This is a genomic window from Castellaniella hirudinis, from assembly GCF_047468865.1.
In the GTDB taxonomy this organism is placed as follows: domain Bacteria; phylum Pseudomonadota; class Gammaproteobacteria; order Burkholderiales; family Burkholderiaceae_B; genus Castellaniella; species Castellaniella hirudinis_A.
The window spans coordinates 1-23,859 of record NZ_JBLGTV010000004.1; the positions used below are offsets into that span (position 1 = coordinate 1).

The 23,859-nt window shown below is 66.3% G+C and carries 22 protein-coding genes; 15 read left to right on the plus strand and 7 right to left on the minus strand.

The genetic code is table 11. The features are described from left to right. Window positions 1-249: 249 nt before the first annotated feature. A complete protein-coding gene (gene serA, locus ACMHYJ_RS07010) occupies window positions 250-1,449 on the minus strand; it encodes a phosphoglycerate dehydrogenase (protein WP_414245502.1) in 1,200 nt (399 codons plus the stop codon). 217 nt (window positions 1,450-1,666) lie between these two features. Further along, the gene (locus tag ACMHYJ_RS07015) at window positions 1,667-3,523 is read right to left on the minus strand and encodes a diguanylate cyclase (RefSeq protein ID WP_414245503.1); all 1,857 of its coding nucleotides are present in this window, start codon (window positions 3,521-3,523) and stop codon (window positions 1,667-1,669) included. Window positions 3,524-3,768: 245 nt separating this feature from the next. Between ACMHYJ_RS07015 and ovoA the strand changes: the two genes are divergently transcribed. The 5 genes from ovoA (at window position 3,769) to ACMHYJ_RS07040 (ending at window position 9,350) form a co-directional block, all read left to right on the plus strand. Further along, window positions 3,769-5,928 (plus strand): 5-histidylcysteine sulfoxide synthase, encoded by a 2,160-nt coding sequence (ovoA, locus tag ACMHYJ_RS07020; RefSeq protein WP_414245504.1) that lies wholly within the window; start codon window positions 3,769-3,771, stop codon window positions 5,926-5,928. A 309-nt stretch (window positions 5,929-6,237) separates the two neighbouring features. Next, complete coding sequence (locus tag ACMHYJ_RS07025) at window positions 6,238-7,047, plus strand: amino acid ABC transporter substrate-binding protein (protein WP_414245505.1); 810 nt, start codon at window positions 6,238-6,240, stop codon at window positions 7,045-7,047. A gap of 89 nt (window positions 7,048-7,136) precedes the next feature. Continuing rightward, window positions 7,137-7,817 (plus strand): amino acid ABC transporter permease, encoded by a 681-nt coding sequence (locus ACMHYJ_RS07030; protein ID WP_414245506.1) that lies wholly within the window; start codon window positions 7,137-7,139, stop codon window positions 7,815-7,817. Next, window positions 7,814-8,557: an amino acid ABC transporter ATP-binding protein gene (locus tag ACMHYJ_RS07035; RefSeq protein ID WP_414245507.1), complete on the plus strand. Its 744-nt coding sequence runs from the start codon at window positions 7,814-7,816 to the stop codon at window positions 8,555-8,557. Before ACMHYJ_RS07030 ends, ACMHYJ_RS07035 begins: the two co-directional genes overlap by 4 nt. 13 nt (window positions 8,558-8,570) lie before the next feature. Further along, window positions 8,571-9,350, plus strand: a complete 780-nt coding sequence (locus ACMHYJ_RS07040; RefSeq protein ID WP_414245508.1) for a uracil-DNA glycosylase — start codon at window positions 8,571-8,573, stop codon at window positions 9,348-9,350. Here ACMHYJ_RS07040 and ACMHYJ_RS07045 read toward each other — a convergent pair. Beyond that, window positions 9,291-10,487 (minus strand): diguanylate cyclase domain-containing protein, encoded by a 1,197-nt coding sequence (locus ACMHYJ_RS07045; RefSeq protein ID WP_414245509.1) that lies wholly within the window; start codon window positions 10,485-10,487, stop codon window positions 9,291-9,293. The genes ACMHYJ_RS07040 and ACMHYJ_RS07045 overlap by 60 nt on opposite strands. 214 nt (window positions 10,488-10,701) lie before the next feature. On the opposite strand from ACMHYJ_RS07045, the gene ACMHYJ_RS07050 reads away from it, so the two are divergent. The 3 genes from ACMHYJ_RS07050 (at window position 10,702) to ACMHYJ_RS07060 (ending at window position 12,331) form a co-directional block, all read left to right on the plus strand. Continuing rightward, window positions 10,702-11,376, plus strand: a complete 675-nt coding sequence (locus ACMHYJ_RS07050; protein ID WP_414245510.1) for an AzlC family ABC transporter permease — start codon at window positions 10,702-10,704, stop codon at window positions 11,374-11,376. Further along, a complete protein-coding gene (locus ACMHYJ_RS07055) occupies window positions 11,369-11,689 on the plus strand; it encodes a branched-chain amino acid transporter permease (protein ID WP_414245511.1) in 321 nt (106 codons plus the stop codon). The genes ACMHYJ_RS07050 and ACMHYJ_RS07055 overlap by 8 nt, the downstream gene beginning before the upstream one ends. 159 nt (window positions 11,690-11,848) lie before the next feature. Then, entirely contained in the window at window positions 11,849-12,331 is a 483-nt protein-coding gene (locus tag ACMHYJ_RS07060; protein ID WP_414245512.1) for a YajQ family cyclic di-GMP-binding protein, read from the plus strand. Window positions 12,332-12,345: 14 nt separating this feature from the next. Here ACMHYJ_RS07060 and trpB read toward each other — a convergent pair whose 3' ends face one another. Further along, a complete protein-coding gene (gene trpB / locus ACMHYJ_RS07065) occupies window positions 12,346-13,554 on the minus strand; it encodes a tryptophan synthase subunit beta (protein WP_414245513.1) in 1,209 nt (402 codons plus the stop codon). Between the two features lie 228 nt (window positions 13,555-13,782). On the opposite strand from trpB, the gene ACMHYJ_RS07070 reads away from it, so the two are divergent. Both ACMHYJ_RS07070 and ACMHYJ_RS07075 read left to right on the plus strand, forming a co-directional pair. After that, entirely contained in the window at window positions 13,783-14,493 is a 711-nt protein-coding gene (locus ACMHYJ_RS07070; protein ID WP_414245514.1) for a ferredoxin--NADP reductase, read from the plus strand. 77 nt (window positions 14,494-14,570) lie between these two features. After that, window positions 14,571-15,302 carry a type 1 glutamine amidotransferase gene (locus tag ACMHYJ_RS07075; RefSeq protein ID WP_414245515.1) on the plus strand — a complete coding sequence of 244 codons (732 nt, stop codon included), beginning with the start codon at window positions 14,571-14,573 and terminating at the stop codon, window positions 15,300-15,302. Here the strand turns inward: ACMHYJ_RS07075 and ACMHYJ_RS07080 are convergent. The 3 genes from ACMHYJ_RS07080 to ACMHYJ_RS07090 all read right to left on the minus strand — a co-directional run bounded on the left by ACMHYJ_RS07080 (window position 15,262) and on the right by ACMHYJ_RS07090 (window position 17,275). Next, window positions 15,262-16,188: a Rossmann-like and DUF2520 domain-containing protein gene (locus tag ACMHYJ_RS07080; protein ID WP_414245516.1), complete on the minus strand. Its 927-nt coding sequence runs from the start codon at window positions 16,186-16,188 to the stop codon at window positions 15,262-15,264. The genes ACMHYJ_RS07075 and ACMHYJ_RS07080 overlap by 41 nt on opposite strands. Before the next feature lie 38 nt (window positions 16,189-16,226). Next, window positions 16,227-16,823 carry an NAD(P)H:quinone oxidoreductase gene (wrbA, locus tag ACMHYJ_RS07085; RefSeq protein ID WP_414245517.1) on the minus strand — a complete coding sequence of 199 codons (597 nt, stop codon included), beginning with the start codon at window positions 16,821-16,823 and terminating at the stop codon, window positions 16,227-16,229. An 83-nt stretch (window positions 16,824-16,906) separates the two neighbouring features. After that, on the minus strand, window positions 16,907-17,275 hold the full coding sequence (locus ACMHYJ_RS07090; protein WP_414245518.1) for a two pore domain potassium channel family protein: 369 nt from the start codon (window positions 17,273-17,275) through the stop codon (window positions 16,907-16,909). Window positions 17,276-17,523: 248 nt separating this feature from the next. Between ACMHYJ_RS07090 and ACMHYJ_RS07095 the strand changes: the two genes are divergently transcribed. The 5 genes from ACMHYJ_RS07095 to cydC are packed head-to-tail and all read left to right on the plus strand — an operon-like array spanning window position 17,524 to window position 23,855. Then, complete coding sequence (locus ACMHYJ_RS07095; RefSeq protein WP_414245519.1) at window positions 17,524-19,095, plus strand: cytochrome ubiquinol oxidase subunit I; 1,572 nt, start codon at window positions 17,524-17,526, stop codon at window positions 19,093-19,095. An 18-nt stretch (window positions 19,096-19,113) separates the two neighbouring features. Further along, on the plus strand, window positions 19,114-20,262 hold the full coding sequence (gene cydB, locus ACMHYJ_RS07100; RefSeq protein ID WP_414245520.1) for a cytochrome d ubiquinol oxidase subunit II: 1,149 nt from the start codon (window positions 19,114-19,116) through the stop codon (window positions 20,260-20,262). Window positions 20,263-20,271: 9 nt separating this feature from the next. Continuing rightward, window positions 20,272-20,364 carry a cytochrome bd-I oxidase subunit CydX gene (gene cydX, locus ACMHYJ_RS07105; protein ID WP_414245521.1) on the plus strand — a complete coding sequence of 31 codons (93 nt, stop codon included), beginning with the start codon at window positions 20,272-20,274 and terminating at the stop codon, window positions 20,362-20,364. A gap of 12 nt (window positions 20,365-20,376) precedes the next feature. After that, a complete protein-coding gene (gene cydD / locus ACMHYJ_RS07110; protein WP_414245522.1) occupies window positions 20,377-22,152 on the plus strand; it encodes a thiol reductant ABC exporter subunit CydD in 1,776 nt (591 codons plus the stop codon). After that, window positions 22,149-23,855: a thiol reductant ABC exporter subunit CydC gene (gene cydC / locus ACMHYJ_RS07115; protein ID WP_414245523.1), complete on the plus strand. Its 1,707-nt coding sequence runs from the start codon at window positions 22,149-22,151 to the stop codon at window positions 23,853-23,855. Before cydD ends, cydC begins: the two co-directional genes overlap by 4 nt. Window positions 23,856-23,859: the final 4 nt, after the last annotated feature.

Here is a 23,859-nt window from a genome sequence, read left to right on the forward strand (position 1 = left end):
GAGTTATGGATATCGGATATAGCTAGAATGCTCAGTGTTCATGCGGGTTGCTGGGATTATGCAGGGCCGACGAATTAATTGGACCGATTTAGTGCTGTTTTAGGCAAAAATAATGAAAGCAGACGGCGCCAGGCCCCGCCTGGACGCTTGAGCCGCATGCGCAAAGCCCCCCGGCAGCCTGGACTGCCGGGGGGCTTTGCGCATGCGGCGGACGGCGAACCCGGGCGCGGAAAACCGGCCCGGAACCCGTTAGACGCGGTCGCAGCGAATGGTAATGGGGTGGCGGCGCAGGCCCTCGATGACCTGGTCGGTGACTTCGCCGTCGACATCGGTGATGGCGTAGCCGATCTTGCCGCGTGTCTGCAGCTGCTGGCTGACGATATTGAGGCCGAACTCGCCCATCAGGTTGCTGAGTGCCCCCATGGCCCCCGGCACATTCTGGTGGATATGGATGATGCGCGCCGTGCCGGCCGGTTCGTGGTAGGAAATTTCGGGGAAATTGACTGTGCCTTTGGTGGTGCCGCTGCTGACGAAGCGCTTGAGTTTTTCGGCGACCTCGCGGCCGATGTTTTCCTGGGATTCCTGGGTGCTGCCGCCGATGTGCGGTGTGAGAATCACGTTGTGCAGGCCGCGCAGGGGGCTGTCCAGCGCCTCGTCGCGGCTCTTGGGCTCGGTGGGGAAGACGTCGATGGCGGCGCCCGACAGATGGCCCGATTTCAAGGCCCGCTGCAGGGCGGGGATATCGACCACCGTGCCGCGCGAGGCGTTGATCAGGATGCTGCCGGGTTTCATGGCGGCGATCGCATCGGTGTCGATCAGGTTGCTGGTGTCCTTGCCGCCGGGAACGTGCAGGGTGACGACGTCGGCCTGCCCCAGGAATTTTTGCAGGGACGTGGTGGCATGGGCGTTGCCCAGAGGCAGCTTGGCTTCGATGTCGTGATACAGCACCCGCATGCCGAAGGATTCGGCCAGGATGCCGACTTGCGAACCGATGTTGCCATAACCCACGATGCCCAGGGTCTTGCCCCGGGCCTCGTAGGCGCCGTCGGCCGTTTTATCCCAGAAGCCCTCGTGCACCCGGGCGTTTTTCTCCGGGATGCGGCGCAGCAACAGAATGGCTTCGCCCAGGACGAGTTCGGCCACCGAGCGGGTATTGGAATACGGCGCGTTGAACACCGGCACCCCGTTGAGCGCGGCGGTTTCCAGATCGACTTGGTTGGTGCCGATGCAGAAGCAGCCGATGGCACGCAAATCGGGCAAGCTGGACAGCACGCTTTGATCCAGGTGGGTGCGGGAACGGATGCCCGCCACCTGCGCCCCTTTCAGGGCGTCGAGCAAGGCATCGCCCGTCAATGCCCCCGGGTAGGTAATGACCTCGTCGAAGCCCGCCGCGACAAAGACTTCCTTGGCGCTGGCGTGGATGTTTTCGAACAGAACGATGCGTGCCATCTTGATCCTTCTCAAGCAAAAGTAAAAGGCCTATTGTGCGGTATTTCTGACTTGCTGTCAGGGTCATCCCTGACATAAACAGGGTCAAACCGCACAATCTTGACAGGTATTCTTTATCTACGAATATATACATATAGCCCGGGCACTGGGTTTTACCCTGAAACCCGAGCGGCAAGGCTTGCTGTTCAGGGCCGCGACCCACAGCCGCCGGCGGCCGTCAGTCCGGCGCGCGGCCCTGGCCCGCGAGGCCGAACGCCACCTGATCGCGGCCACCGGACTTGGCCCGGTACAGGCATTCATCCGCCCGCCGAAACAGCGACTGGGCGGTGTCCTCCGGCTGCCAGACCGCCAGGCCCGCGCTGAGGGTCAGCGGCAGCGACCGCCCGTCCGGCAGCGGTACCGGGTGCCCGCGCACATGCGCCAGCAGCCCATCGACCAGTTGGACGGCGCTGTCCAGGGTCGTGCCCGGCAGCAGGGCGACGAATTCCTCGCCGCCGAAGCGGCCCAGCACGTCCGCCTGGCGGCGCACCAGGTTGCGCAGGACTTCCGCCACCCATTGCAGGGCCACATCGCCCATGTCGTGTCCATAGGCATCGTTGACCTGCTTGAAGTGATCCAGATCGAACACCACCAGAACCAGCTGATAGCCGGACGCGCCGTCGGCCTGGCGCAACAGTTGCGCCAGGGCATTGTCCAGCCCCCGGCGATTCAGCAGCCCCGTCAAGGGATCGTGCTGGCTCAGTGCCCGCAGCTGCTGGTTGGCCTGTTCCAGCGCGGCCATGGTGGTTTCGAGGTCGGCGGTTCGCAGCTGCACCTGATGCTGCAGCGAACTGCGGGCCGAGGATTCGATCTGCAGGGCGCGATCCATGAGCTGGCGCAGCTGCATGACCTCGGCATAGGTCAGCAGAAATATCTGGCTGCCCAGGCCGATCTGCATCCAGCGTTCCTGGGCGACGAAACCCGGGATCAGGCCAAAGGCGGCCAGGCCATACAACAGAAAGCCGGAAAAAAACACCAGCCAGGAAAGCAAGTACAGATGCGCCATGCGTTCGCCCTGCCGGGCATGGCGGATACTGATGCCGAACATCAGCACCATGCTGGACAGGGCATAGATTGTGTTGGCCTTGATGCTGAGTTCGTAGGGCAACCAGAAACTGGCCAGGAACAACCCCAGGCCAAGCAGATACAAGCCCCGGAAGGCCCGCCATTGGCGCGGCCAGGACTGCCGGCCGACCGCCAGAAAATGCTGGGTGAACAGCAGCAGGCTGAGGATCGCCAGGACTTCGGTCAGGGGAATGGCCAGATTGGCCAGCCTGGGCAGGCCGGGCCACAGGTATTGAAACGCCAGCCCCGCCATGGAGGTGATGAACAAGCCCGCGCAAAGCACATACAGCGCGTTGAACAACGGCTGCCAAATGCGCAAACGGAAAAACAGCGTCAAGTTGAACACCGCCAGCAACAGCATGGCCCCGATGAACATCCCCTGAACCAGGCTGTAGGTCTGGGTGCGTTCCAGGCCGGCCTGCGCGGTGGTCAAGGACAAGGGCAAATTGAGCGCCCCGGAGCTTTGCACCCGCAACACCACGCCTTGCGCCTGCCCGGGGCCAAAATGCAAGGGCAGGAAAAAAAGACGGTGCTTGACCGGCCGGGCATCGAAGGGCTGCGCATCGCCCATGTGAACAGCGTCGATCAGCCTGGGCGCCGCCCGGGGCGGCCCGGCCCCCAGGTCGAACACCCAGAAATCCACCTGATCCAGCAAGGGGTAGTCCAGCTGCAGAAACCAAGATTGATCCTGGTCGCCCGGATTGCGCATCGGGACATACACCCAATAAGCGGCCGGCGTCTGGACGAACGTCATCTGGTCGGCGGCCCGTTTTTGCATGGGCCAGCGGCCGCTCAGGACATCCTGGGGCGTCAGGGCATGGGCATCGTCCCGGACGAAGCAGAGTTCCGGCAAGGGGGCCGTCTGCGCCTGCGGCGCCGGCAGGGCAACCATGTCGCACAGGGCTTGCAGGGGCTGCGCCTGCGCCGCGGGCCCCTGCAAGGCCAGCCAACAGCCGATCAATGCGAGCACACCGGCCCACCCCCCAACGGACAGGAAAACACGCAAGAACTGAAGGGATGGTATTCCCATACCAATGAGGGCCCCCATGAAACAGACCAGAATCGGGCGACATCTATGCTATTTATTATGCATGGGAAACCCGCGCGTGGCGACCAGCGGGCCGTCACCGACGGCTACCCGCCGCCTTCCCGCAGTACCATTGTTCCAAGCCATTCGGCCCGCTTCCGCTCGGGCACGCTCTATAAGGATTTACCATGACCTCTCCCGCCTCGAACACGACTGCGCAACCGCGGCACACCCCGGCCGGCGGCGCCCTGTTCGCCCGCACCCCGAACCTGGCCGATCCAGATACCCAGCGCCTGCGGGCCACGATGCGGCAGTATTTCCTGGAAACCTTCGACCGCTACGAATCGCTGTTCCAGTGCCTGGCCGGCGACGACGCCTATTACGTCAAGCCCATCGCCCTGCGCCATCCCCTGATCTTCTATTTCGGGCACACGGCCACGTTCTTCGTCAACAAGCTGTTGCTGACCCGGATGATCGGCCAGCGGCTGGATCAGCGCCTGGAATCCATTTTCGCCGTGGGCGTGGATGAAATGAGCTGGGACGACCTGGATGAAAAAAACTACGATTGGCCCAGCGTCGCCGAAGTCCAGGCCTACCGCGACCAGGTGCGCCAGCTGGTCTGCGGCCTGATCGACCACGCGCCCCTGCAATCGCCCATCGACTGGCAAAACCCCTGGTGGGCCATCATCATGGGGGTGGAACACGAACGCATCCACATCGAAACGTCTTCCGTGCTGATCCGCCAGCACCTGCTCAAGTACGTCCGCCCGGCGGCGGGCTGGGCGCCCATCGCCGATACGGGCGAGGCCGCGCCGGCCAATGAAGCCGTCCGGGTGCCGGCGGGCGTCGTGCAGGTCGGCAAAGACTACGCCAGCCCACAATACGGCTGGGACAACGAATACGGCCATCACACGGCGGACATCGAATCCTTCCAGGCCAGCCGCTACCTGGTCAGCAACCAGGAATACCTGGCCTTCGTCGAGGCGGGCGGCTACCGCAACCACCGCGACTGGACGGAAGAAGGCCGCCAATGGCTGGATTACAGCCGGGCCGAACACCCCACGTTCTGGGTCAAGAAAACCCAGGGCTGGGCCCTGCGCCTGATGACGCAGGAAATCCCCATGCCATGGGCCTGGCCGGTGGAAGTCAATTACCTGGAAGCCAAGGCCTTCTGCAACTGGAAAGCGGCCGAAACCGGCCAGCCGGTGCGCCTGCCCACCGAAGACGAATGGTATCGGCTGTACGACGCCGCCGGCCTGCGGGATCCCGCCGCCGGCCAGCCCTGCCAGGCCAATCTGCACCTGGATCACGGGGCCTCGTCCTGCCCAGTCAACCGCTACGCCCACGGCGACTGGTACGACGTGGTGGGCAATGTCTGGCAATGGACGGAGACCCCCACCTACCCCTTCGATGGCTTCGATGTCCATCCGATCTACGATGACTTCACCACGCCGACCTTCGATGGCCGCCACAACCTCATCAAGGGCGGTTCCTGGATTGCCTGCGGCAACGAAGCCGTGCGGGCCTCGCGCTATGCCTTCCGGCGGCATTTCTTCCAGCATGCCGGTTTTCGCTATGTGATTTCGCACGCCCCGGCCGAAGCCCCCGCCGCCTACTACGAAACCGACAAACTCATGTCGGAATATGCTGAATTCCACTACGGCGACCGCTACTTCGACGTGCCCAATTTCCCGCAGGCGCTGGCCCAAATCGCCATCGAGGCCCTGGGCGACCGGCCCCGCCGCCGCGCGCTGGATCTGGGCTGCGCCTCGGGGCGGGCGACCTTCGAGCTGGCCCGCGCTTTCGACCACGTGACCGGGGTGGATTTCTCGGCGCGCTTCATCAACCAGGGAGTGCAGCTGATCCAATCCGGCCAGTTGCGCTACACCCTGGCCGACGAAGGCGAACTGGTGTCCTACAAAGCCCGCAGCCTGGCCGAACTGGGCCTGCGGGACACCATCGAGCGGGTGGAGTTCTACCAGGGCGACGCCTGCAACCTGAAGCCGCACTATACGGACTACGACCTGGTGCTGGCGGCCAACCTGATCGACCGCTTGTACGATCCCGCCCGGTTCCTGGGTCAGATCCACGACCGCATCGTGCCGGGCGGCCTGCTGATGATCGCCTCCCCCTACACCTGGCTGGAAGAACACACGCCCCGCCACGCCTGGGTGGGCGGCTTCAAGAAGGACGCCGAGAACTACACCACGCTGGACGGCCTGAAAGACCACCTGGGCCAGCATTTCCGCTTGATCGCCGGCCCCCGGGACGTGCCGTTCGTGATCCGCGAGACACGGCGCAAATTCCAGCACACCCTGTCCGAGGTGACGATCTGGGAAAGAATCTAAGCCGACCCAAGGCCGCCGGAAGCGGCGGGGGCGACGCCTGCCCCCCCGGGACGAACGCCGGGCAAGCGTCACGTCCGCGATGGCTGCGGCGTATTGACGGTGGATGACGACGTATTGACGGCGCATCCGGCCATCCGCCTGCCGATGATGACGCATCCGATCATCCGCCTTTCGGCGAATTGCCCATATAACCGGCTCGCATATACTTAAAAACCGAAAAGCTTTGCAGCGGCATCCCAGGTTTATTAGAATGAAAACCTATAAAACAAGCCATTGATATAACAAAACCACTTGATAACCGAGTCATCCATGAAAAAAATCTCCGCGCTGATCCTGGCCGCCGCCCTACCGCTGCTGTTGGCCACCCCCGCCGCCCAGGCCGCCCCCGACGCCGACCTGGCGGCCATCCAGAAAGCGGGTGTGCTGCGCATCGGCACTGAAGGCACCTATGCGCCGTTTTCCTTCCACGACCAGAAAGACAACCGCCTGGTGGGCTTCGACGTGGACATCGGCCGGGCACTGGCCAAAGAACTGGGGGTCAAACCCGAATTCATCGAAGGCAAATGGGACGGGCTGATCGCCGGGCTGGATGCCAACCGCTACGATGTCGTGATCAATCAGGTGGGCATCAGCCCCGAGCGCCAGGCGAAGTTCGATTTTTCCGAGCCCTATATTGCCTCGGCGGCCGCGCTGATCGTGCGCGATGACAACACCGACATCCAGTCTTTCGACGATCTCAAGGGCAAGCGCTCGGCCAACAGCATCACCAGCAACTTCGGCAAGCTGGCGCAACAACACGGCGCCGAAGTCGTCCCGGTTCAGGGTTTCAACGACGCCATCGCCTTGCTGACCTCCGGGCGGGTCGATGCCACCGTGAACGACAAACTGTCATTTCTCGACTTCAAGAAGCAGCAGCCCAATGCCAAGGTCAAGCTGGTGGCTACCGACGATAGCGCTGAGTTCGGCCGTTCCGGGGTGTTGATGCGCAAGAACCAGCCCGCGCTGAAGGCGGCCATCGACCAGGCGCTGCAAAAAATCAGCAAGGAAGGCACCTACAAACCCATCTCCGAGCAATACTTCGGCGAAGACCTGTCGCCCAAGCCGTGGGCCGATCGCTGATCGCCGGCACGTGGCATCGACCGTCCTGGCCCGGCCCTTGACCGGGCCAGGACGCATTTCCGCGACCATAAAAACACAAGGACGTCCCTGTGCCAGACTGGCTAGAACTCATGTCCAACTCCCTCTGGCCGCTGCTGGTCGGGGGGATCAAATTCACGGTGCCGCTGGCGATCCTGTCCTTTCTGGCCGGGCTGGTGCTGGCCTTTCTGGCCGCCATCGCGCGCCTGTTCGGGCCGCCGCCGCTGGTGGCCATCGTCCGTTTCTACATCTGGCTGATCCGTGGCACGCCTTTGCTGGTGCAGCTGTTTCTGATCTTTTACGGCCTGCCCAGCATCGGCGTGGTGCTGGATCCCCTGACCGCCGCCCTGATCGGCTTTTCGCTGAACATGGGGGCCTATAACGCCGAAGTCATCCGGGGGGCCATCGAAGCCATCCCCAAGGGCCAATGGGACGCGGCGTACTCACTGAGCATGACCCGCGGCCAGGCTCTGCGCCGCACGGTGCTGCCGCAAGCCGCCCGCGTGGCCGTGCCGCCACTGTCCAATTCCTTCATCGCGCTGGTCAAGGACACATCGCTGGCGGCCGTCATCACCGTCCCCGAAATCTTCCAGGCGGCCCAGCGCATCGCATCGGTCACCTACGAACCCCTGGTGCTGTACACCGAAGCCGCCCTGGTCTACCTGGTGCTGTGCAGCTTCCTCTCCGCGGCCCAAACCCGCCTGGAACGCTACTTCGGCCAGCACGCCGTTTTTTCCGAAGGCCAACGATGATCCAGTTAAGCCATATCCGCAAGGCCTTCGGCGCGCACGAAGTGCTGAAAACCGTCAGCGTGCAGATCCCCGAAGGCCAGGTGACCGCATTGATCGGGCCTTCGGGCAGTGGCAAAAGCACGCTGCTGCGCTGCGTCAACCTGCTGGAAATCCCGGACGCGGGCGAACTGGCCATCGGCGCGGAACATATTCGCTTTACACCGGGCCAACACCCCGCGCGCGACGCGGTGCAACGCATCCGCCAACAAACCGGGATGGTGTTCCAGAATTTCCAGCTGTTCCCCCACCAGACGGCGGTGCAAAACGTCATGGAGGGCCTGGTCACGGTGAAGCGCTGGCCGCGCGACCGCGCCCACGCCCGCGCCTGCGAACTGCTGGACAAGGTGGGGCTGAAAGACAAGGCCGACGCCTGGCCCACCAGCCTGTCGGGCGGGCAGCAGCAGCGGGTGGCCATCGCCCGCGCCCTGGCACCGGCGCCCCAGGTGCTGCTGTGCGACGAACCGACGTCGGCCCTGGATCCGGGCCTGGCCGCCGAGGTGGTGGCCGTGCTGGGCGACCTGGCGGCCGAAGGCATGACCATGCTGATGGCCACGCACGACCTGCGCCTGGCCGCGCATATCGCCAGCCGGACGGTATACCTGGAGGACGGCGCCATCATAGAATCCGGCGATTCGAAAACCCTGTTCGCGGCGCCCCAGGATCCCCGGACGCAACGTTTTGTGACCACGCTGACCGCTTGACGCCGAATCGACCATGCCACAGAAGGAACCCCCCGCCCAAAACGCCTTTTCAGGCGCGCTGCTGGCGCAGGCCGATACCCTGCCGCCCGCCTGGCGCGACACCCTGCAGGCCCCCCACTTGCACAAAATCCTGGCCCGGCTGGATGCCATGCTGGCCGAGCGCCTGGCGCAAGGCGTGGAAATCTATCCGCTGCGGCCCTTTCGCGCCCTGATCGAAACCCCGCCCGAAGCCGTGCAAGTGGTGATCGTGGGACAAGACCCCTACCACGGCCCCAACCAAGCCCAGGGGCTGGCGTTCTCGGTGCCGGATTTCTGTCCCACCCCGCCCAGCCTGCGCAATATGTTCAAGGAACTGGCCCAGGAATACGGCGCGCCGGAACACCCCCCGCGCAACAGCCTGGTGCGTTGGGCCCGGCAGGGCGTGCTGTTGCTGAACACCGCCCTGACGGTGGAATCCCACCGGCCGGCATCCCACGCCAAGCTGGGCTGGGAACACATCACCGACGCCCTGATCATGCGCGTGCTGCGCGAGCCTCGTCCCAAGGTGCTGATGCTGTGGGGCAGCCATGCCCAGGCGCGCCAGCGCCTGCTGGAACTGCAAGCCCCCGCAGGCCCCGTCCAGGTGCTGCTGGCCAACCACCCGTCGCCGTTGTCCGCGCTGCGGCCGCCCCGGCCATTCATCGGCTGCGGGCATTTTCGCCAGGCCAACGACTGGCTGCAGTCGCAGGGCCAGTCAGGCATCGACTGGATGCTGGCACGCAGCCCCGCCGCCGCCGCGGGATATGGCGGCTGAGGCATCCCGGGCATCCTGGCTGACCCACACCGGCCAGGCGCGCACGCAATCCCGGCCGGACGTCTTGGCGGCGTAAAGCGCCTGATCCGCCCGGGCCAGCAGGCGATCCAGGTTATAGCCGACCTGCTGGGCGCAGGCGATGCCGATACTGACCGTGATGGCGCACGGCAAGCTCGCCGCCTGATCGGACAGCTGCGCGCGAATCCGGGCCGCCAGAGCCTGAGCGCCCAGCGGCCCCAGGCTGGTCGCCAACACGGTGAATTCCTCGCCGCCCAGGCGGGCGGGCAACGCCGAATCACCGGCGCAGCCGCGCAACACTTGCGCAAACCGCGCCAGGACGTGGTCGCCGGCTTCATGGCCGAAACGGTCGTTGATGGCTTTGAACCAGTCCAGATCGCACATCAGCACGGCGACATCGACATGGTTCAGGCGGGCGTTTTCGAGCATCGGTGCACCGCGCTCGAACAGGGCGCGGCGGTTGGGCAGCTTGGTCAGGGCGTCGTGCAAAGCCGCATAGCGGTAGTTCTGCTCGGCCCGGGCGCGCACCATCATCAAGACGCCGAACGGCAGGCCGATGCCGAAGAACAAGGCTTCCAGCATGACGAGAGAAAAGTCCGGCCAGTACGGCCAGATATCCCCGGGCAAGGCGGTGGTGAACACGCGGTAAACGTAGAAGCCCCCATGCGCCACCAGAAAGCACAGCAACGGCAGGGCCGCGCCCCGGTTGAGGCGCCACTGCGGCCACACAGCCCGCACACTCGCCCCGATGTAGCACAGGCAAATCAAGGAATAGGCCACCACCCGCCAGCCCGCATGCAGCATGAAGGCCGGCCACAGGGAAAGCAGCAGCCAGGCGGCCGCGCCCAGCCCCATCCCGGCCCAGGAAACAGGCCGTCCGCGAAACACATTCAAACTGGTCCACAAACAAGCATGCCCCGTGATGATCAGGCTATTGGTGACGATCACGGACAGCGCAAACCAGTCGATGCGCTCACGCGCGATGCCCATCAAAAAACCCAGGCAGGCCAGCCAGATGCTGGTCGCCACCCACAGCAGGGTGCGATCGCGGCCCGCCTGGAAGGCGGCGGCAAACGTCAACCCCCCCACCAGAAACTGGACAAAAGCGACAACGATCAAGAGAGTGGCTGGATCAAGTGTGCGCATCGCGGGAGGGGTTGCCTGCTTGAGGATGTTTCATGGCTGAAGCATCAAAAAGTTACAACCCTTATTTCACCACAAGCCCGGTTTTTTCTCCACGGCCGTCCGTGCTATCGTTACACGCGCTTGTCCCGTGGCCCGCGCCCGCCCTTTCACCCCCATCACGATGTCCGCTTCACCCGCTTCTCTCTCCATGATCAGCCTGAGCGCCCCGGTCGCCATGGGCTATATCCCGCTGGGGGCCGTCTTCGGGTTCCTGTTCGTGCAGGCGGGCGGCCCGGGCGAACTGGCGGTGCTGTCCAGCCTGCTGGTCTATGCGGGCGCGGCCCAGTTCATGATGGTGCCGATGCTGGCCGCCGGGCTGCCCTTGGGCGCGATTGCCCTGGCCACGCTGGTGCTGAACTTGCGGCACATCTTCTACGGCCTGTCGTTGTTAAACAACATGCCCTCCCGGCGCTGGCAGCGCTGGTACAGCATTTTCGCCCTCACGGACGAATCCTACTCCGTCCTGACGGCGCTCCGTCCCCAGGATCGGGCGCGGCGCATGGCGCTGGTATGCGCCCTGAACCAGGGCTGGTGGGTGCTGGGCACTGTGCTGGGGGTAGTGCTGGGCGCTCAAGTGCAAATCGGCCTGACGGGCCTGGACTTCGTGCTGGCCGCCCTGTTCGCCGTGCTGGCGGTCGAGCAATGGCGCGCCCGGCGCGATGTGGCGCCTATCTGGATTGCGCTGGCGGCCTATGCCGTGGCCCTGGCGGTGCTGCCCGGCCAGGCCCTGGCGGCGGCCATCGCCCTGAGCCTGATCGCCGTTGCGCTGCGCCCCGCGCGCCCGGTTGCCGGCCCCCGCCACACCCGAGCCCGCCATGACTGACCCGGATTACATCCTGGCGGCCATCGGCCTGATGGCCATCATCACTGCGGGCCTGCGCGCCTTGCCGTTCATCGCGGGCCATTGGCTGCGGCGCCACCCGCTGGTGCACAAGCTGGGCGATGCCCTGCCCCTGTCGATCATGGTGCTGCTGCTGGTGGACACCCTGGCCGGACAGTCGCGCCAGAATCCCGCCGGCCTCTGGCAGGAGCTGCTGGCCGTGGCCCTGGTGGTGCTGCTGCAATGGCGCACCCGGCAAACGCTGTTGAGCATCGTGGCCGGCACGGCGGCCTATGTAGCGCTGCGGGCGCTGTAGCCCTGGCCTGCGGCGCGGCGGCGCATGGCCGCGTATCAGGCCAGACAGCATCGCGCGCGCCGTGGCCGGGGACGCGACGGCATCCCAACGGGCGCGGCTGCGCAAGCCGTCGCCGGGCTTTTACAATGACAGGGTCTTTTCTCTGTCCAGGATATCATCATGCCCAGCTTTGACGCTGTCTCCGAAGTCGACAAACATGAACTCGGCAACGCCGTGGATCAGGCCAACCGCGAACTGGCCACCCGCTTTGATTTCAAAGGCTCCGACGCCAAATTCGAACTGGAAGGCTATGTGGTCACCCAACTGGCCCCCAGCGCGTTCCAGTTGAAGCAGATGCTGGATATCCTGCGCGGGCGGTTGTCGGCCCGGGGCATCGACGTGCGCTGCATGGAACCGGCCGACCCCCTGGAGAACCTGGGCGGCGCCCGCCAGAAGATCACGATCCGGCAAGGCATCGAGCAGGCCGTGGCCAAGAAACTGATCGCCGCCATCAAACAAGCCAAGCTCAAGGTGGAAACCCAGATCAACGGCGACAAGCTGCGCGTGTCCGGCAAGAAACGCGACGACCTGCAAGACGCCATCGCGCTGCTGCGCAAGGCGGACGTGGACTTGCCCCTGCAGTTTCAGAACTTCCGCGACTGAAGCCGAAACGCGCCCTACAAGCCCAATACCTGGGCGACGTAGTCGGCGTCCTTGTCGCCCCGGCCCGACAGGTTGACCAGAATGTGCCGGTCGGCCGGCAGGCCGGGGGCTTCGCGCATGGCCCAGGCCACCGCGTGGGCGCTTTCCAGCGCCGGGATGATGCCCTCGACCCGGGACAGGGTCATGAAGGCATCCAGGCATTCCCGGTCGGTGACGGATTGATAATCGACCCGGCCCAAATCCTTGAGATAGCTGTGCTGCGGCCCCACCCCGGGATAATCGAGGCCGGAGGCGATGCTGTGCACCGCCGCCGGGGTGCCGTCCGGGTTTTCGAGCACATAGCATTTCATGCCGTGGATTTCGCCGGGCTTGCCCACGCTGAGGGTGGCGGCATGGCGGCCGGGCTTGTCCACGCCTTCGCCCGAGGGCTCGACCCCCACCAGGCGGACATCCGCATCCGGCAGGAAGGCGGTGAAAATGCCCATGGCGTTGGATCCGCCCCCCACGCAAGCCACGACCATTTCGGGCAGGCGGCCATGGCGATCCAGAAACTGCTGCCGGGCCTCGCGCCCCACGATACTTTGGAAGTCGCGCACCATCATGGGGAAAGGATGCGGCCCCACCACGGAACCAATGGCATAAAAATAATCGCCCGGGTTGGTCAGGTATTCTTCGAAAGCGCTGTCGACGGCTTCTTTGAGGGTGGCGGCCCCGCGCGTGACGGGCACCAGCGTGCAGCCCAGAATGCGCATTTTGGTGACATTGGGGTGTTCTTTTTCGATGTCGACCTGGCCCATGTGGATTTCGCAGGGAATCCCCACCAGGGCGCAGGCGGTGGCCAGGGCCACGCCATGCTGGCCGGCGCCGGTCTCGGCGATGACTTTTTTCTTGCCCATGAAACGCGCCAGCAAGGCTTCGCCCAGGCAATGGTTGATTTTATGGGCGCCCGTGTGGTTGAGGTCTTCGCGCTTCAGGTGGATCTGCGCGCCGCCCAACTGGTCGGACAGGCGGCGGGCATGGAAGATCGGGCTGGGACGGCCGACATAATCGGCATGCAGCTGGGCGAGTTCGTCCTGGAAATCCTGCCGTTGCGTGATGCGGCCATAGGCCGCCGTGATGTCGTCCATGGCCTGCTTGAGGTGCGGCGGCACCAGTTGGCCCCCGTAAGGGCCGAAATAGCCGTCGGCATCGGGCATGGGGGCGAAATCGGGCAGACTGCTCATGGGGTGATCCTGTGTGGTTTTGAAGATTCCGGGGGGCACGACCACGCATTGTGTGGCGCATTCCCGGCACCGTCAATCAAGACAAACGCGAAGGCGCGGCGCGCCGGCGACCGATACCCCTGATGGCGCCATCGTCAAAGGCGGCAGGCGGCGCTTTCAGCCCTATACTGATCGCAAGGCCCTGCGCCGGACGCCGGCGCGGCCATTCTCCATCAAAAAGGCAAGATCATGACCACTTATGATGTGAAGCTTCTTGGCAAGCGCGATATCGCCGAAGGCACCATGGAATTCACGCTGGAAAAACCCGCCGGGCTGGACATCCGCGCGGGCCAGTTCTGCGACGTCAAGCTGCCCTGCCCCGAAGGCACGCCCAAGCACGACGGCATCCACGGGTTCTCGTTCGTCAACGCCCCCTTCGAGCCGCACGTGGTGGTGGCCACCCGCATGCGCGGCACCGCCTTCAAGAACGCCTTCCGAGACATCCCCGACGGCACCATGGTGAAGCTGATCGCGCCCTTTGGCGACTTCACCCTGCACAAGGCCGAATCCACCCCGGCGGTGTTTATCATCGGAGGGATCGGCATTACCCCGGCGCGCAGCATGATCGCCCAAGCCCTGCACGACCGCACGGCCCACCGGCTGACGCTGATCTACGCCAACCGCACCCCAGCCCAGGCCGCCTATACGAACGAGCTGCATCAACTGGCCCGGGATCACGCAAACTTCACCTTCGTGCCGGTCTACACCGGCACCCAGGCGGATGGGGCCGAACACGGCCGCGTCAACGCCGACATCATCCGCCGCCATGTGCCCGACCTGGCCGCCCCGCGCTTCTACCTGGCGGGCCCCGAAGGCATGGTCAAGGCCATGCGCGCCCTGCTGATCGACATCGGCGCCGACGAAGACAACATCCGCGCCGAAGAATTCGAAGGCTACTGATCCCGAAGGCGCCCGCCCCTTCGGCCATGCACCAACGGCCCCCGCCGCCCGGGGGCCGTTCCCCAATCTGAAAACCCATGCACATCGGCCTTTTGCAATGCGACGACGTCGCCGAACCCCTGCAAGCCCGCCACGGCAGTTATCCAGACATGATCCGCACCCTGCTGCAGGCGGCCGACCCCCGCATCCAGCTGACTGTTTTCGCCTGCCACCAGGGCCAAGCGCCCACCCGCACCGACGGCATGGACGCCTGGATCACCACCGGGTCGAAATGCGGGGCCAACGACGACGCCGAATGGATCAGCCGGCTCACGGACTTCATCCGCACCCTCTGGCAGGAAAGACAAACGCTGGTCGGCATCTGCTTCGGCCACCAGCTCATGGCCAAGGCCCTGGGCGGCCGGGTCGAGCGCAGCCCGCGGGGCTGGGGCATCGGCGCGTACCCCACCCGCATCGCCCAGGCCGAACCCTGGATGAGCCCCTGGTATTCCAGCCAGCTGCAACTGCTGTCCAGCCACCAGGATCAGGTGGTCGAGCTGCCGCCTCAGGGCCGGGTATTGGCCCACAGCGGGTTCTGCCCCATTTATATGATGCAGGTGGGCGAGACCTTTCTGGGCCTCCAGGGCCATCCTGAATTCACCCGGGCCTATATGGCCGACCTGCTGGCGTCGCGCCGCGACCGCATCGACCCCATCCGCCTGCAGGCGGCCCGCCACAGCTTGCGCCAGCCGGTGCACGATGTCCTGATGGCGCACTGGATACTGGGCTTTATGCGGACGGCGGCGGCGGTTCCAGCAGCCGCAGCATAGCCTGCGCCTGGGCATCGTCCAGACGACCCGCCTGCCGGGCCAGCGCCACCCCTCGGGCGCCCAGTTGGTCGTACAGCCGGGCCATGGCGGGATCCAGCGCCATCAGGGCCTGGCGGTGCTGGCGCACCGTGCCGATATCCCCCCGCGACACCGGGCCGGGCATGCCGGCCGCCACCCCGCTGTGGGCGATGGAGGCCACGGTGCCGCGCAGCAGCGGCAGCAAGGCGTCCATTGCTTGCTGTTCGGTGGCCCCCCAGGATTGCCACAGGCGCACGGCGTCGGCCAGCAAGGCATGGACGTGCTGCGAGGCATAGCCCCCCGAGGCGTGGTAGCGCACCCGGGCATCGGGGGGCAGGTCGATACCCTGGCAGCCCAGGCGGGCGGCCAGCCGCCACAGCACGGTTTGCAAAGCCGGATCGGCGGATTCGATGGCGACGGTGCAGCCGGACAGGCTGTCGGCCGCCGCCCGGGCATCGGCGCCGAAGGCCTGCATGGGATGAAAGCCCCCCACCGCGGCGCCGGCCTGGCGCGCCGGCTGCAGCACCGACACAGGGGTCGCCCCGCTGCAATGCACCACCCACTGGCCGGCCCGCCAGGCGATGCCCTGGGCGACCTCGGCGATGACGGCATCCGGCGTGGTGATGAACACCAGGTCGCAGTCGTCCGCCACCGCCTGAGGATCGACAGCCCGGCAGCCCGGCCCCAGAACCCGGGCCATGGCGACGGCGGACGCATGGCGGCGGCTGGCCACCCGCCCCACGGGCCGGCCGGCCCGCTGCAGCGCCAGCGCCAGCGCGGCGGCCAAGCGGCCCGCCCCGATGAAACCCAGGCGGCACGCATCGGCATCGGGGGCTGGGCCGGACAAGGCGGAAGACAGGCGATCCATTCAGTCGAATCCCGTCGGATAGCGCACCCCGGCGCGGATCATGCGGCCGAAAGCTTCTCGGCGAACTGCACCAGCCGCCGCGCCTGATGGCCGATGCTGGCCTCGACCTCGGGCGTGAACGGCTGGCCCTGGGTGTGGCTGTAGCCATAGGGATTGCCGCCGGTCTTGAAGATGCAGGGGTCGGTAAAGCCGGGGGCCACGACAATCCCCCCCCAATGAAACACCGTGGTGTAGAACGACAGAATCGTGGCTTCCTGGCCGCCATGCGTGTTTTGCGCCGACGACATGGCCGACACGGCCTTGTTGGCCAAGCCGCCCTTGGCCCAAAAGCCCCCCAGCGTATCAATGAAGGCCCGCATCTGGCTGGCCATGACGCCGAACCGCGTGGGGCACGAAAACAGGTACGCGTTGGCCCATTCCAGGTCGTCCACCGTGGCCACGGGGATGTCGGCGGTCTTGTCCGCCTGCGCCTGCCAGGCTTCCTGCCCCGCCACGACCTGGGCCGGGGCGGTCTCGGGCGCTTTCAGCAGGCGGACTTCCGCGCCCGCCGCGGTGGCCGCCTGGGCGGCGATGGATGCCATCTGGTGATTGGTGCCATAGGTGGAATAGTAAACAACTGCAAGCCGGACATTCATGGAGATCTCCTGGAAGTGAAGACAGTAGTGACAGTCGCGGCCCCGCCGTGCCGGGCCGCTGTCTGACGATCCGACTTTACGCCTTATTGGCCTTCGTCGTCATCTTCGTCCGAGTTTTCATCCAGATGCAGTTTGTGCAGCAGCCGGTGGGCCACCGGCGCCAGCACGATGCCCAGGGTGGCCATGAAGACCAGCCCGACGAAAATGCCGTAGACGGAAAAGAACAATTTGCCCGCGATGGTCTGAGGCAGAGAGGTGGAGCCGATGCCCGCGATGATCAGCGCCACATTGAAAACCGCATCGTGCAGGCTGATGGATTCAAACCACATGTTGCCGAGCACCCCCAGCGCCATGATGACGAGAATCACCCCGATGGCATACAGCATATGCACCAGCACGCGCTTGGCGAAACGGTGCCTGGGCAACAATTCTTCGTGTTTGGATTCGTACATGGCAGGTTCTTGTCTCTGGAAATGCCGTGCCGACCCCGGGCCAGGGCGCCGGGCGACACGCTGCGTTCTGTATCAGCCCAGGCATCATAGCCATCCGACCGCACAATATCATGTCAGGGTTATCCCTTATTCAACCCAACAAGGTGATCCCCGATCCCCGTCCATTCCGCCCGTCCCGGCCGGTGCCGGCCGCCGCCAGAGCGTGATAAAGTGACAGACGGTTCTCCCAACCCTCATCACAGGCCATCATGATTGATCCAACCCTAGTAGATCTATCGCGCATTCAGTTTGCGTCCACCGTGATGTTTCATTTCCTGTTCGTGCCGCTGACGCTGGGGCTGTCGTTCCTGCTGGCCATCATGGAAACCCTCTACGTCATGACCGGCCGCGCCATCTGGCGACGCATGACGATCTTCTGGGGGGGGCTGTTCGGCATCAACTTCGCCCTGGGGGTGGCCACCGGCGTGGTGATGGAATTCCAGTTCGGCATGAACTGGGCCTATTACAGCCAATTCGTGGGGGACGTCTTCGGGGCGCCCCTGGCCATCGAGGGCCTGATGGCCTTCTTCATGGAAGCCACCTTCGTCGGGCTGTTCTTCTTCGGCTGGGACCGCATGTCCAAAATCAGCCATCTCATCATCACCTGGCTGGTGGCCATCGGTTCCAATTTCTCCGCCTTGTGGATATTGATCGCCAACGGCTGGATGCAGAACCCCGTGGGGGCCGTCTTCAACCCCGCCACCATGCGCATGGAACTCCAGGATTTCGGCGCCGTGGTGCTCAACCCCGTGGCCCAGGCAAAATTCGTGCACACCGTCAGCGCCGGCTATGTCATGGGGGCCATGTTCGTCATGGCCGTCAGCGCCTGGTACTTGATCCGCAACCGCCACCACGACCTCGCCCGGCGCTCCATGGTCGTGGCCGCCAGCTTCGGCCTGCTGGCCTCTTTGTCCGTCGCAGTGCTGGGCGACGAAAGCGGCTACCTGACCAGCGAACACCAGAAAATGAAGCTGGCCGCCATCGAAGCCATGTGGGAAACCCAGCCTGCCCCCGCCAGCTTCAACCTGTTCGCCATCCCCGACCAGGACGCCAAGAAAAACTACCTGGACATCGAAATCCCCTATCTGATGGGCATCATCGGCACGCGCTCGCTCACCACCCCCATTCTGGGGATCGACGATCTGGTCGAGCGCGCCAAGGGCTGGGTGCGCGAAGGCCTGTTGGCATACCGCGCCTTGCAGGCTCTGCGGGCCGATCCGGGCGACGCGCAGGCCGAGGCCCAGTTCCTCAAGTACCGGCACAACCTGGGCTACGCCCTGCTGCTGAAGCGTTATCTGCCGGACATCACCCAGGCCACCGAAGCCGACATCGCCCAGGCGGCCAACAGCACAGTGCCCGAAATCGCCCCGCTGTACTGGACGTTCCGCATCATGGTGGCCTGCGGCCTGTTCTTCATCGGGTTTTTCGCCTATGCCTTCTGGCTGGCCTCCACCCGCCGGCTGCTCGCATCCCCCCGCTTCTGGCGGGTGGCGCTCTGGTCGCTGCCGCTGCCCTGGATCGCCATCGAATCCGGCTGGTTCGTGTCCGAATTCGGCCGCCAGCCCTGGGTGGTCGAAGGCATGCTGCCCACGTTCTATGCCGTATCCGGCCTCCAGGTCAGCGACCTGGTCATTTCATTGACCATTTACGCCATCCTGTACACCATTTTGCTGATCGTGGGCATCAAGGTCATGCTCAAGGCGATCCGCCAGGGGCCGCACGATCCCGACCCGGCGCCGGCGGCCCCCGCGGCCGCCCTGCCCGCCGCATCGCGCGCCTAAGCCTGCCAGGAGCCGCTCATGGAATCGCTCATCCCCTTCGATTTTTCCACCCTGCGCGTCATCTGGTGGGTGCTGCTGGGCCTGCTGCTGACGGGCTTCGCCATCATGGACGGATTCGACCTGGGCATCGCGGCCGCCCTGCCCCTGGTGGCCAGAACCGACACCGAACGGCGCATCGTGCTGAACGTGGTCGGCCCCGTCTGGGAAGGCAACCAGGTCTGGCTGATCCTCAGCGGGGGGGCCGTCTTCGCCGCCTGGCCCCTGCTGTACGCCATGTCGTTTTCCGGCTTTTACCTGGCGATGCTGCTGTTGCTGCTCACCCTGATCCTGCGGCCCCTGTGCTTCCAGTACCGCAGCAAAATGGCCGGCGCCCGCTGGCGCGGCACCTGGGATGCCCTGCTGTGCGCCGGGGGCGTGGTGGCCGCGCTGGTGTTCGGCGTGGCCGTGGGCAACGTCATCCTGGGGGTGCCCTTCGACTACGAAGCCGCCACGCTGCGGCCATACTACCAAGGCTCGCTGATGGGCCTGTTCACCCCGTTTCCCCTGCTTTGCGGGGTGCTGGCGCTGTGCATGATGCTCAAGCACGGCGCCATCCTGCTGGCCTGGAAAACCGAAGGCGCCATCGCCGCCCGGGCCCGCGCACTGGCCCGCCTCGGCGGCCTGCTGACCGCGCTGCTGTTTGCGCTGGCGGGCGCCTGGGTGGCCTGGGGGCTGCAGGGCTATGCCATCGTCGGGTTCATCGACTACGACGCGATCGCCACCCCGCTGGGCAAGGCCGTCCAGGTGGCGCCGGGGGCGTGGATGCACAATTACGGGCACTGGCCGTTGATGTGGCTGGCCCCGGCGGCCGGCGTGCTGGGGGCCGTGCTGGCCACCGTGCTGGTGGGGCGGCCCAACAAGGCCTGGGCCTTCCTGGCGTCGGCCGCCAGCCTCGCCGGCATACTCTGGACGTTCGGCCTCAGCCTGTTTCCGTTTCTGCTGCCCTCGTCGCTCAATCCCAACGTCAGCCTGACGGTCTGGGACGCCTCGTCCAGCCCGCTGTCCTTGTGGATCATGCTGCTGGCCACCGCCTTCTTCCTGCCGATCATCATTGCGTATACTGCCTGGGTCTATCGCATCATGCGCGGCAAGGTCACCGAAAAAAACCTCGAAGGCCATGCCTACTAAGGAGTCCGCATGTGGTATTTTTCCTGGGCGTTGGGGCTGGGCCTGGCTTGCGCCTTCGCCATCCTGAACGCCCTGTGGCACGAACTCAACGAGGACGAATAAGGCGGCCGGGCAATGTCTGGCCAATCCGCCCCTGACGACTCCCTGGCCGCGCCGCAGTCCCGCTGGCTGGCCGGCCTGTGGCGCCACCAACGCGCGCTGTTCCTCTGGGCCATCGCCGCCCCGCTACTGGCGGGGCTGCTGTTGATCGCGCAAGTGGGCCTGCTGGCCCAGGTTCTGGGCGGGGTGGTCACGCACACGCTGTCCGCTATGGACAGCGTGCCGTGGATCGCAGCCATCGCCGGGCTGGTGCTCCTGCGCGCCGGCCTGGCGTTTTCGGGCGAACGCGCCGCCAGCCGGGCCGCGGAAGCCATTAAATTCCGCCTCCGCCAGGCCCTGTTCGCCCAACTGCTGGCCCACGGCCCGCACTGGACCCGCCAGCAAGTCTCCGGCGAACTGGCCGGCGCCCTGGTCGATCACATCGAACAACTGGACGGCTTTCTCAGCCGCTACCAGGCCTCGGCCATCGCAGCGGTTTGCCTGCCCCTGGCCTTCGCGGCGGTCTTGCTGCCGCTGGACTGGCTGGCGGCGCTGATCCTGCTGCTGACCGCCCCCCTGATCCCGGTCTTCATGGCCCTGGTGGGCTGGGGGGCCGAGGCCGCCAGCCGCCGCCACCAGCAGGAAATGACCCGCCTGTCCGGCGTGTTCACCGACCGCCTGCGCGGCGCCTTCACCTTGCGCCTGTTCGGCCGCGCAGCCGACGAAACCCGCGCCATCCAGGCCGCCAGCCAGCGTCTGAGCCAGCGCACCCTGGCGGTGCTGCGCATCGCGTTCCTGTCGTCCGCCGTGCTGGAATTTTTCGCCGCCCTGGGGGTGGCCGCCATGGCCCTGTACGTGGGGCTGAACTACCTGGGCTTTTTGCAGTTTCGGGCCGAGCCCATCAGCCTGCCCCTGGGCCTGTTCGCCCTGTTCATGGCGCCGGAAGTCTACAACCCGTTGCGCCAGCTGGCGGCCAACTACCACGACCGCGCCGCCGCGCGCGCCGCCGTCGCGCAGATCGACCGGCTGTTTGCCGGTCTGCCGGATCTCGCCACCACCGGCGCACACCCCGAGACCGGCGCCAAGCCGCAGGCGGCATCGGCCGCCTGGACGCCCGCCGCCGACACGGACGGCGTCGTCCGCATCACGAACCTGTGCCTGCCGGGGCGCACCCCGGATCGCCCTGTGCTGCGCGACTTCACGCTGCAACTGCGGGCGGGCGAACATATCGCCCTGACGGGCCCCAGCGGCGCGGGCAAGACCACCCTGCTGGAAACCCTGCTGGGCCTGCGCGGGGACGGCACGGGACACATCCACCTGCTCGGGCAGTCCAGGACGCTGTCGGCCCCCGCTGCCTGCCCGCCCCACCCCGGCCTGGGGGATCAACTGGCCTACATCGGCCAGCGGCCTTTTTTCCTGGCCGGCTCGATTGCGGACAATCTGCGCCTGGCGGCCCCCCAGGCCCGGGACGACGCCCTGTTGCAGGCGCTGGATCGGGCCTGCGCCCTGGATTTCGTGCAAGCCGGCCCGCAGGGGCTGCGGACCGCCCTGGGCGAAGCCGCTTATGGCCTGTCGGGCGGCCAGCGTCAGCGATTGGCCCTGGCGCGCTTGTTCCTGCTGGATCCCCAGGTGATTTTCCTGGATGAACCCACCGCCCATCTGGACGCCGCCACCAGCCGGCGGCTGATGCAAGCCCTGTTGCCATTCTGCCGGGGGCGCACGCTGATCATGGCCACCCACGATACGGCGGCGGCCAGCCTGCTGCCGCGCACCCTGCCATTGGCGGCCCGCCCCGCGGCGGCGGCATCATGAAGGCCCGGCCCAACCCGCCCCCCCGCGCCGCAGGCGGCCGGCCACAGGCCGAAGCCGAAGCCGACCGGCTGGCGGCATCCAAGGGCCTGGCCTCCTGGATACTGCCCCGCTGGCGTCCCCTGCTGGCCGCCGTGCTGACGGCCCTGGTCACGGTCGGGGCGGGCGTGGGCCTGTTCACCGTGGCCGGCTGGTTCCTGACCGCCGCGTTCCTGGCGGGCACGCTGGCGGGGTTCGACCTGTTCGCCCCTTCCGCGCTGATTCGCGGCCTGTCGTTCCTGCGGATCGGGTCGCGCTACGGCGAGCGTGTCCTGGGCCATGCGGCCACGCTGGATCTGCTGGCCCGCCTGCGCACCCGGGTCTTTGCCCGGGTCATGACGTTCAGCCCCGCCCAACTGGCCGGCTGGCGCGAGGGCGACTTGGTGGCCCGCCTGACCAACGACGTCGATGTGCTGGACAGCGTGTTCCTGCAGCTGGTTTCCCCCGCCCTGGTGGCCTGCCTGGCCGCTCTGGCCTTCGGGGCGCTGACCGGCCTGTACGAACCCCGGCTGGCGCTCGCCGTAACCGGCCTGCTGGCGCTTGCGGCCCTGGGCGTGCCCGCGCTGCTGGCCTGGCGCGCCCGCGCCCCCGGCAGCCGGCTGCAGCAGCAGGCCGCCCAAGCCCGCCACCACGTCCACCAGGCGGTGCAGGCGCATGCGGACATCGTCGCCTTCGCCCTGCAGGCTGACGCCCAGACCCAATTCGACCAGGGCTGCGCACAACTGGCCCAGGCACGCGACCGCCTGGCCGCCCTGGGTGCCTGGGGGCAGCTGTGGCAGCAGCTGATTCTGGGCCTGGCTCTGGTGCTGATGCTGCTGCTGGGGGCTCAGGCGGTGTCGGCGGGCGCGTTGCACGGCGCGGTGTGGATCGGCATCGTCCTGGGGGGGCTGGGCCTGTTCGAGGTCGTCGCCCCCCTGATGCGCGGGGCGGCGCGCGCCGGGGCCATGAGCCAGGCCGCCGCCCGCGTGCGTCAGCTGCTGGCGACCCCGCCGTCCCAGGCCGTCGCCGACCCGCCCGCCGCATTGCCGGACACCGGCGCATTGGCCCTGGAAAACATATCGTTCCGCTACGGCGACGGCCCCTGGGTGCTCCGAGATCTGACGCTGCGGCTGGCGCCCGGTGAGCGCGTGGCTATCCGGGGGGCCAGCGGAGCGGGCAAATCCACCCTGTTGTCGCTGTGCCTGCGCCTCGCCGATCCGCAAGCCGGCCGCGTCAGCCTGGGCGGCGTGGATGTACGCCAGGCCGACCCGGCGGTCTTGCAGACCCGCCTCGCGCTGCTATCGCAGTTTTCCCCCGTTTTCCTGGGCACGGTGCGCGACAACCTGCGGGTGGCCGATCCGCAGGCCGCCGATGATTCGCTGTGGCGGGCGCTGGCCCAGGCACAGTTGAGCGGTTTCGTCAGCGCCCTGCCCGACGGCCTGGACACCTGGGTCGGCGAGTCCGGGCACGCGCTGTCCACCGGCCAGGCCCGACGCCTGTGCCTGGCCCGGCTGCTGCTGTCGCCCGCCCGGATCTACCTGCTGGACGAACCTGTTTCCGGGCTGGACGAGGCCACGGCCCAGACGTTTTTCAGGGATCTGGCCCAGGCCGCCGCCGGGCGCACGGTGCTGGCGGCCACGCACGCCCGGGTGCCGGCGGGGGTATTCGACCGGGTGGTGACGTTGTGAGGGC

Coding starts and splice junctions, on each gene's coding strand:
- serA (WP_414245502.1), bottom strand. CDS start 1,449: ATGGCACGCATCGTTCTGTTCGAAAACATCCACGCCAGCGCCAAGGAA.
- ovoA (WP_414245504.1), top strand. CDS start 3,769: ATGACCTCTCCCGCCTCGAACACGACTGCGCAACCGCGGCACACCCCG.
- ACMHYJ_RS07025 (WP_414245505.1), top strand. CDS start 6,238: ATGAAAAAAATCTCCGCGCTGATCCTGGCCGCCGCCCTACCGCTGCTG.
- ACMHYJ_RS07035 (WP_414245507.1), top strand. CDS start 7,814: ATGATCCAGTTAAGCCATATCCGCAAGGCCTTCGGCGCGCACGAAGTG.
- ACMHYJ_RS07040 (WP_414245508.1), top strand. CDS start 8,571: ATGCCACAGAAGGAACCCCCCGCCCAAAACGCCTTTTCAGGCGCGCTG.
- ACMHYJ_RS07050 (WP_414245510.1), top strand. CDS start 10,702: ATGATCAGCCTGAGCGCCCCGGTCGCCATGGGCTATATCCCGCTGGGG.
- ACMHYJ_RS07055 (WP_414245511.1), top strand. CDS start 11,369: ATGACTGACCCGGATTACATCCTGGCGGCCATCGGCCTGATGGCCATC.
- ACMHYJ_RS07060 (WP_414245512.1), top strand. CDS start 11,849: ATGCCCAGCTTTGACGCTGTCTCCGAAGTCGACAAACATGAACTCGGC.
- trpB (WP_414245513.1), bottom strand. CDS start 13,554: ATGAGCAGTCTGCCCGATTTCGCCCCCATGCCCGATGCCGACGGCTAT.
- ACMHYJ_RS07070 (WP_414245514.1), top strand. CDS start 13,783: ATGACCACTTATGATGTGAAGCTTCTTGGCAAGCGCGATATCGCCGAA.
- ACMHYJ_RS07075 (WP_414245515.1), top strand. CDS start 14,571: ATGCACATCGGCCTTTTGCAATGCGACGACGTCGCCGAACCCCTGCAA.
- ACMHYJ_RS07080 (WP_414245516.1), bottom strand. CDS start 16,188: ATGGATCGCCTGTCTTCCGCCTTGTCCGGCCCAGCCCCCGATGCCGAT.
- wrbA (WP_414245517.1), bottom strand. CDS start 16,823: ATGAATGTCCGGCTTGCAGTTGTTTACTATTCCACCTATGGCACCAAT.
- ACMHYJ_RS07090 (WP_414245518.1), bottom strand. CDS start 17,275: ATGTACGAATCCAAACACGAAGAATTGTTGCCCAGGCACCGTTTCGCC.
- ACMHYJ_RS07095 (WP_414245519.1), top strand. CDS start 17,524: ATGATTGATCCAACCCTAGTAGATCTATCGCGCATTCAGTTTGCGTCC.
- cydB (WP_414245520.1), top strand. CDS start 19,114: ATGGAATCGCTCATCCCCTTCGATTTTTCCACCCTGCGCGTCATCTGG.
- cydX (WP_414245521.1), top strand. CDS start 20,272: ATGTGGTATTTTTCCTGGGCGTTGGGGCTGGGCCTGGCTTGCGCCTTC.
- cydD (WP_414245522.1), top strand. CDS start 20,377: ATGTCTGGCCAATCCGCCCCTGACGACTCCCTGGCCGCGCCGCAGTCC.
- cydC (WP_414245523.1), top strand. CDS start 22,149: ATGAAGGCCCGGCCCAACCCGCCCCCCCGCGCCGCAGGCGGCCGGCCA.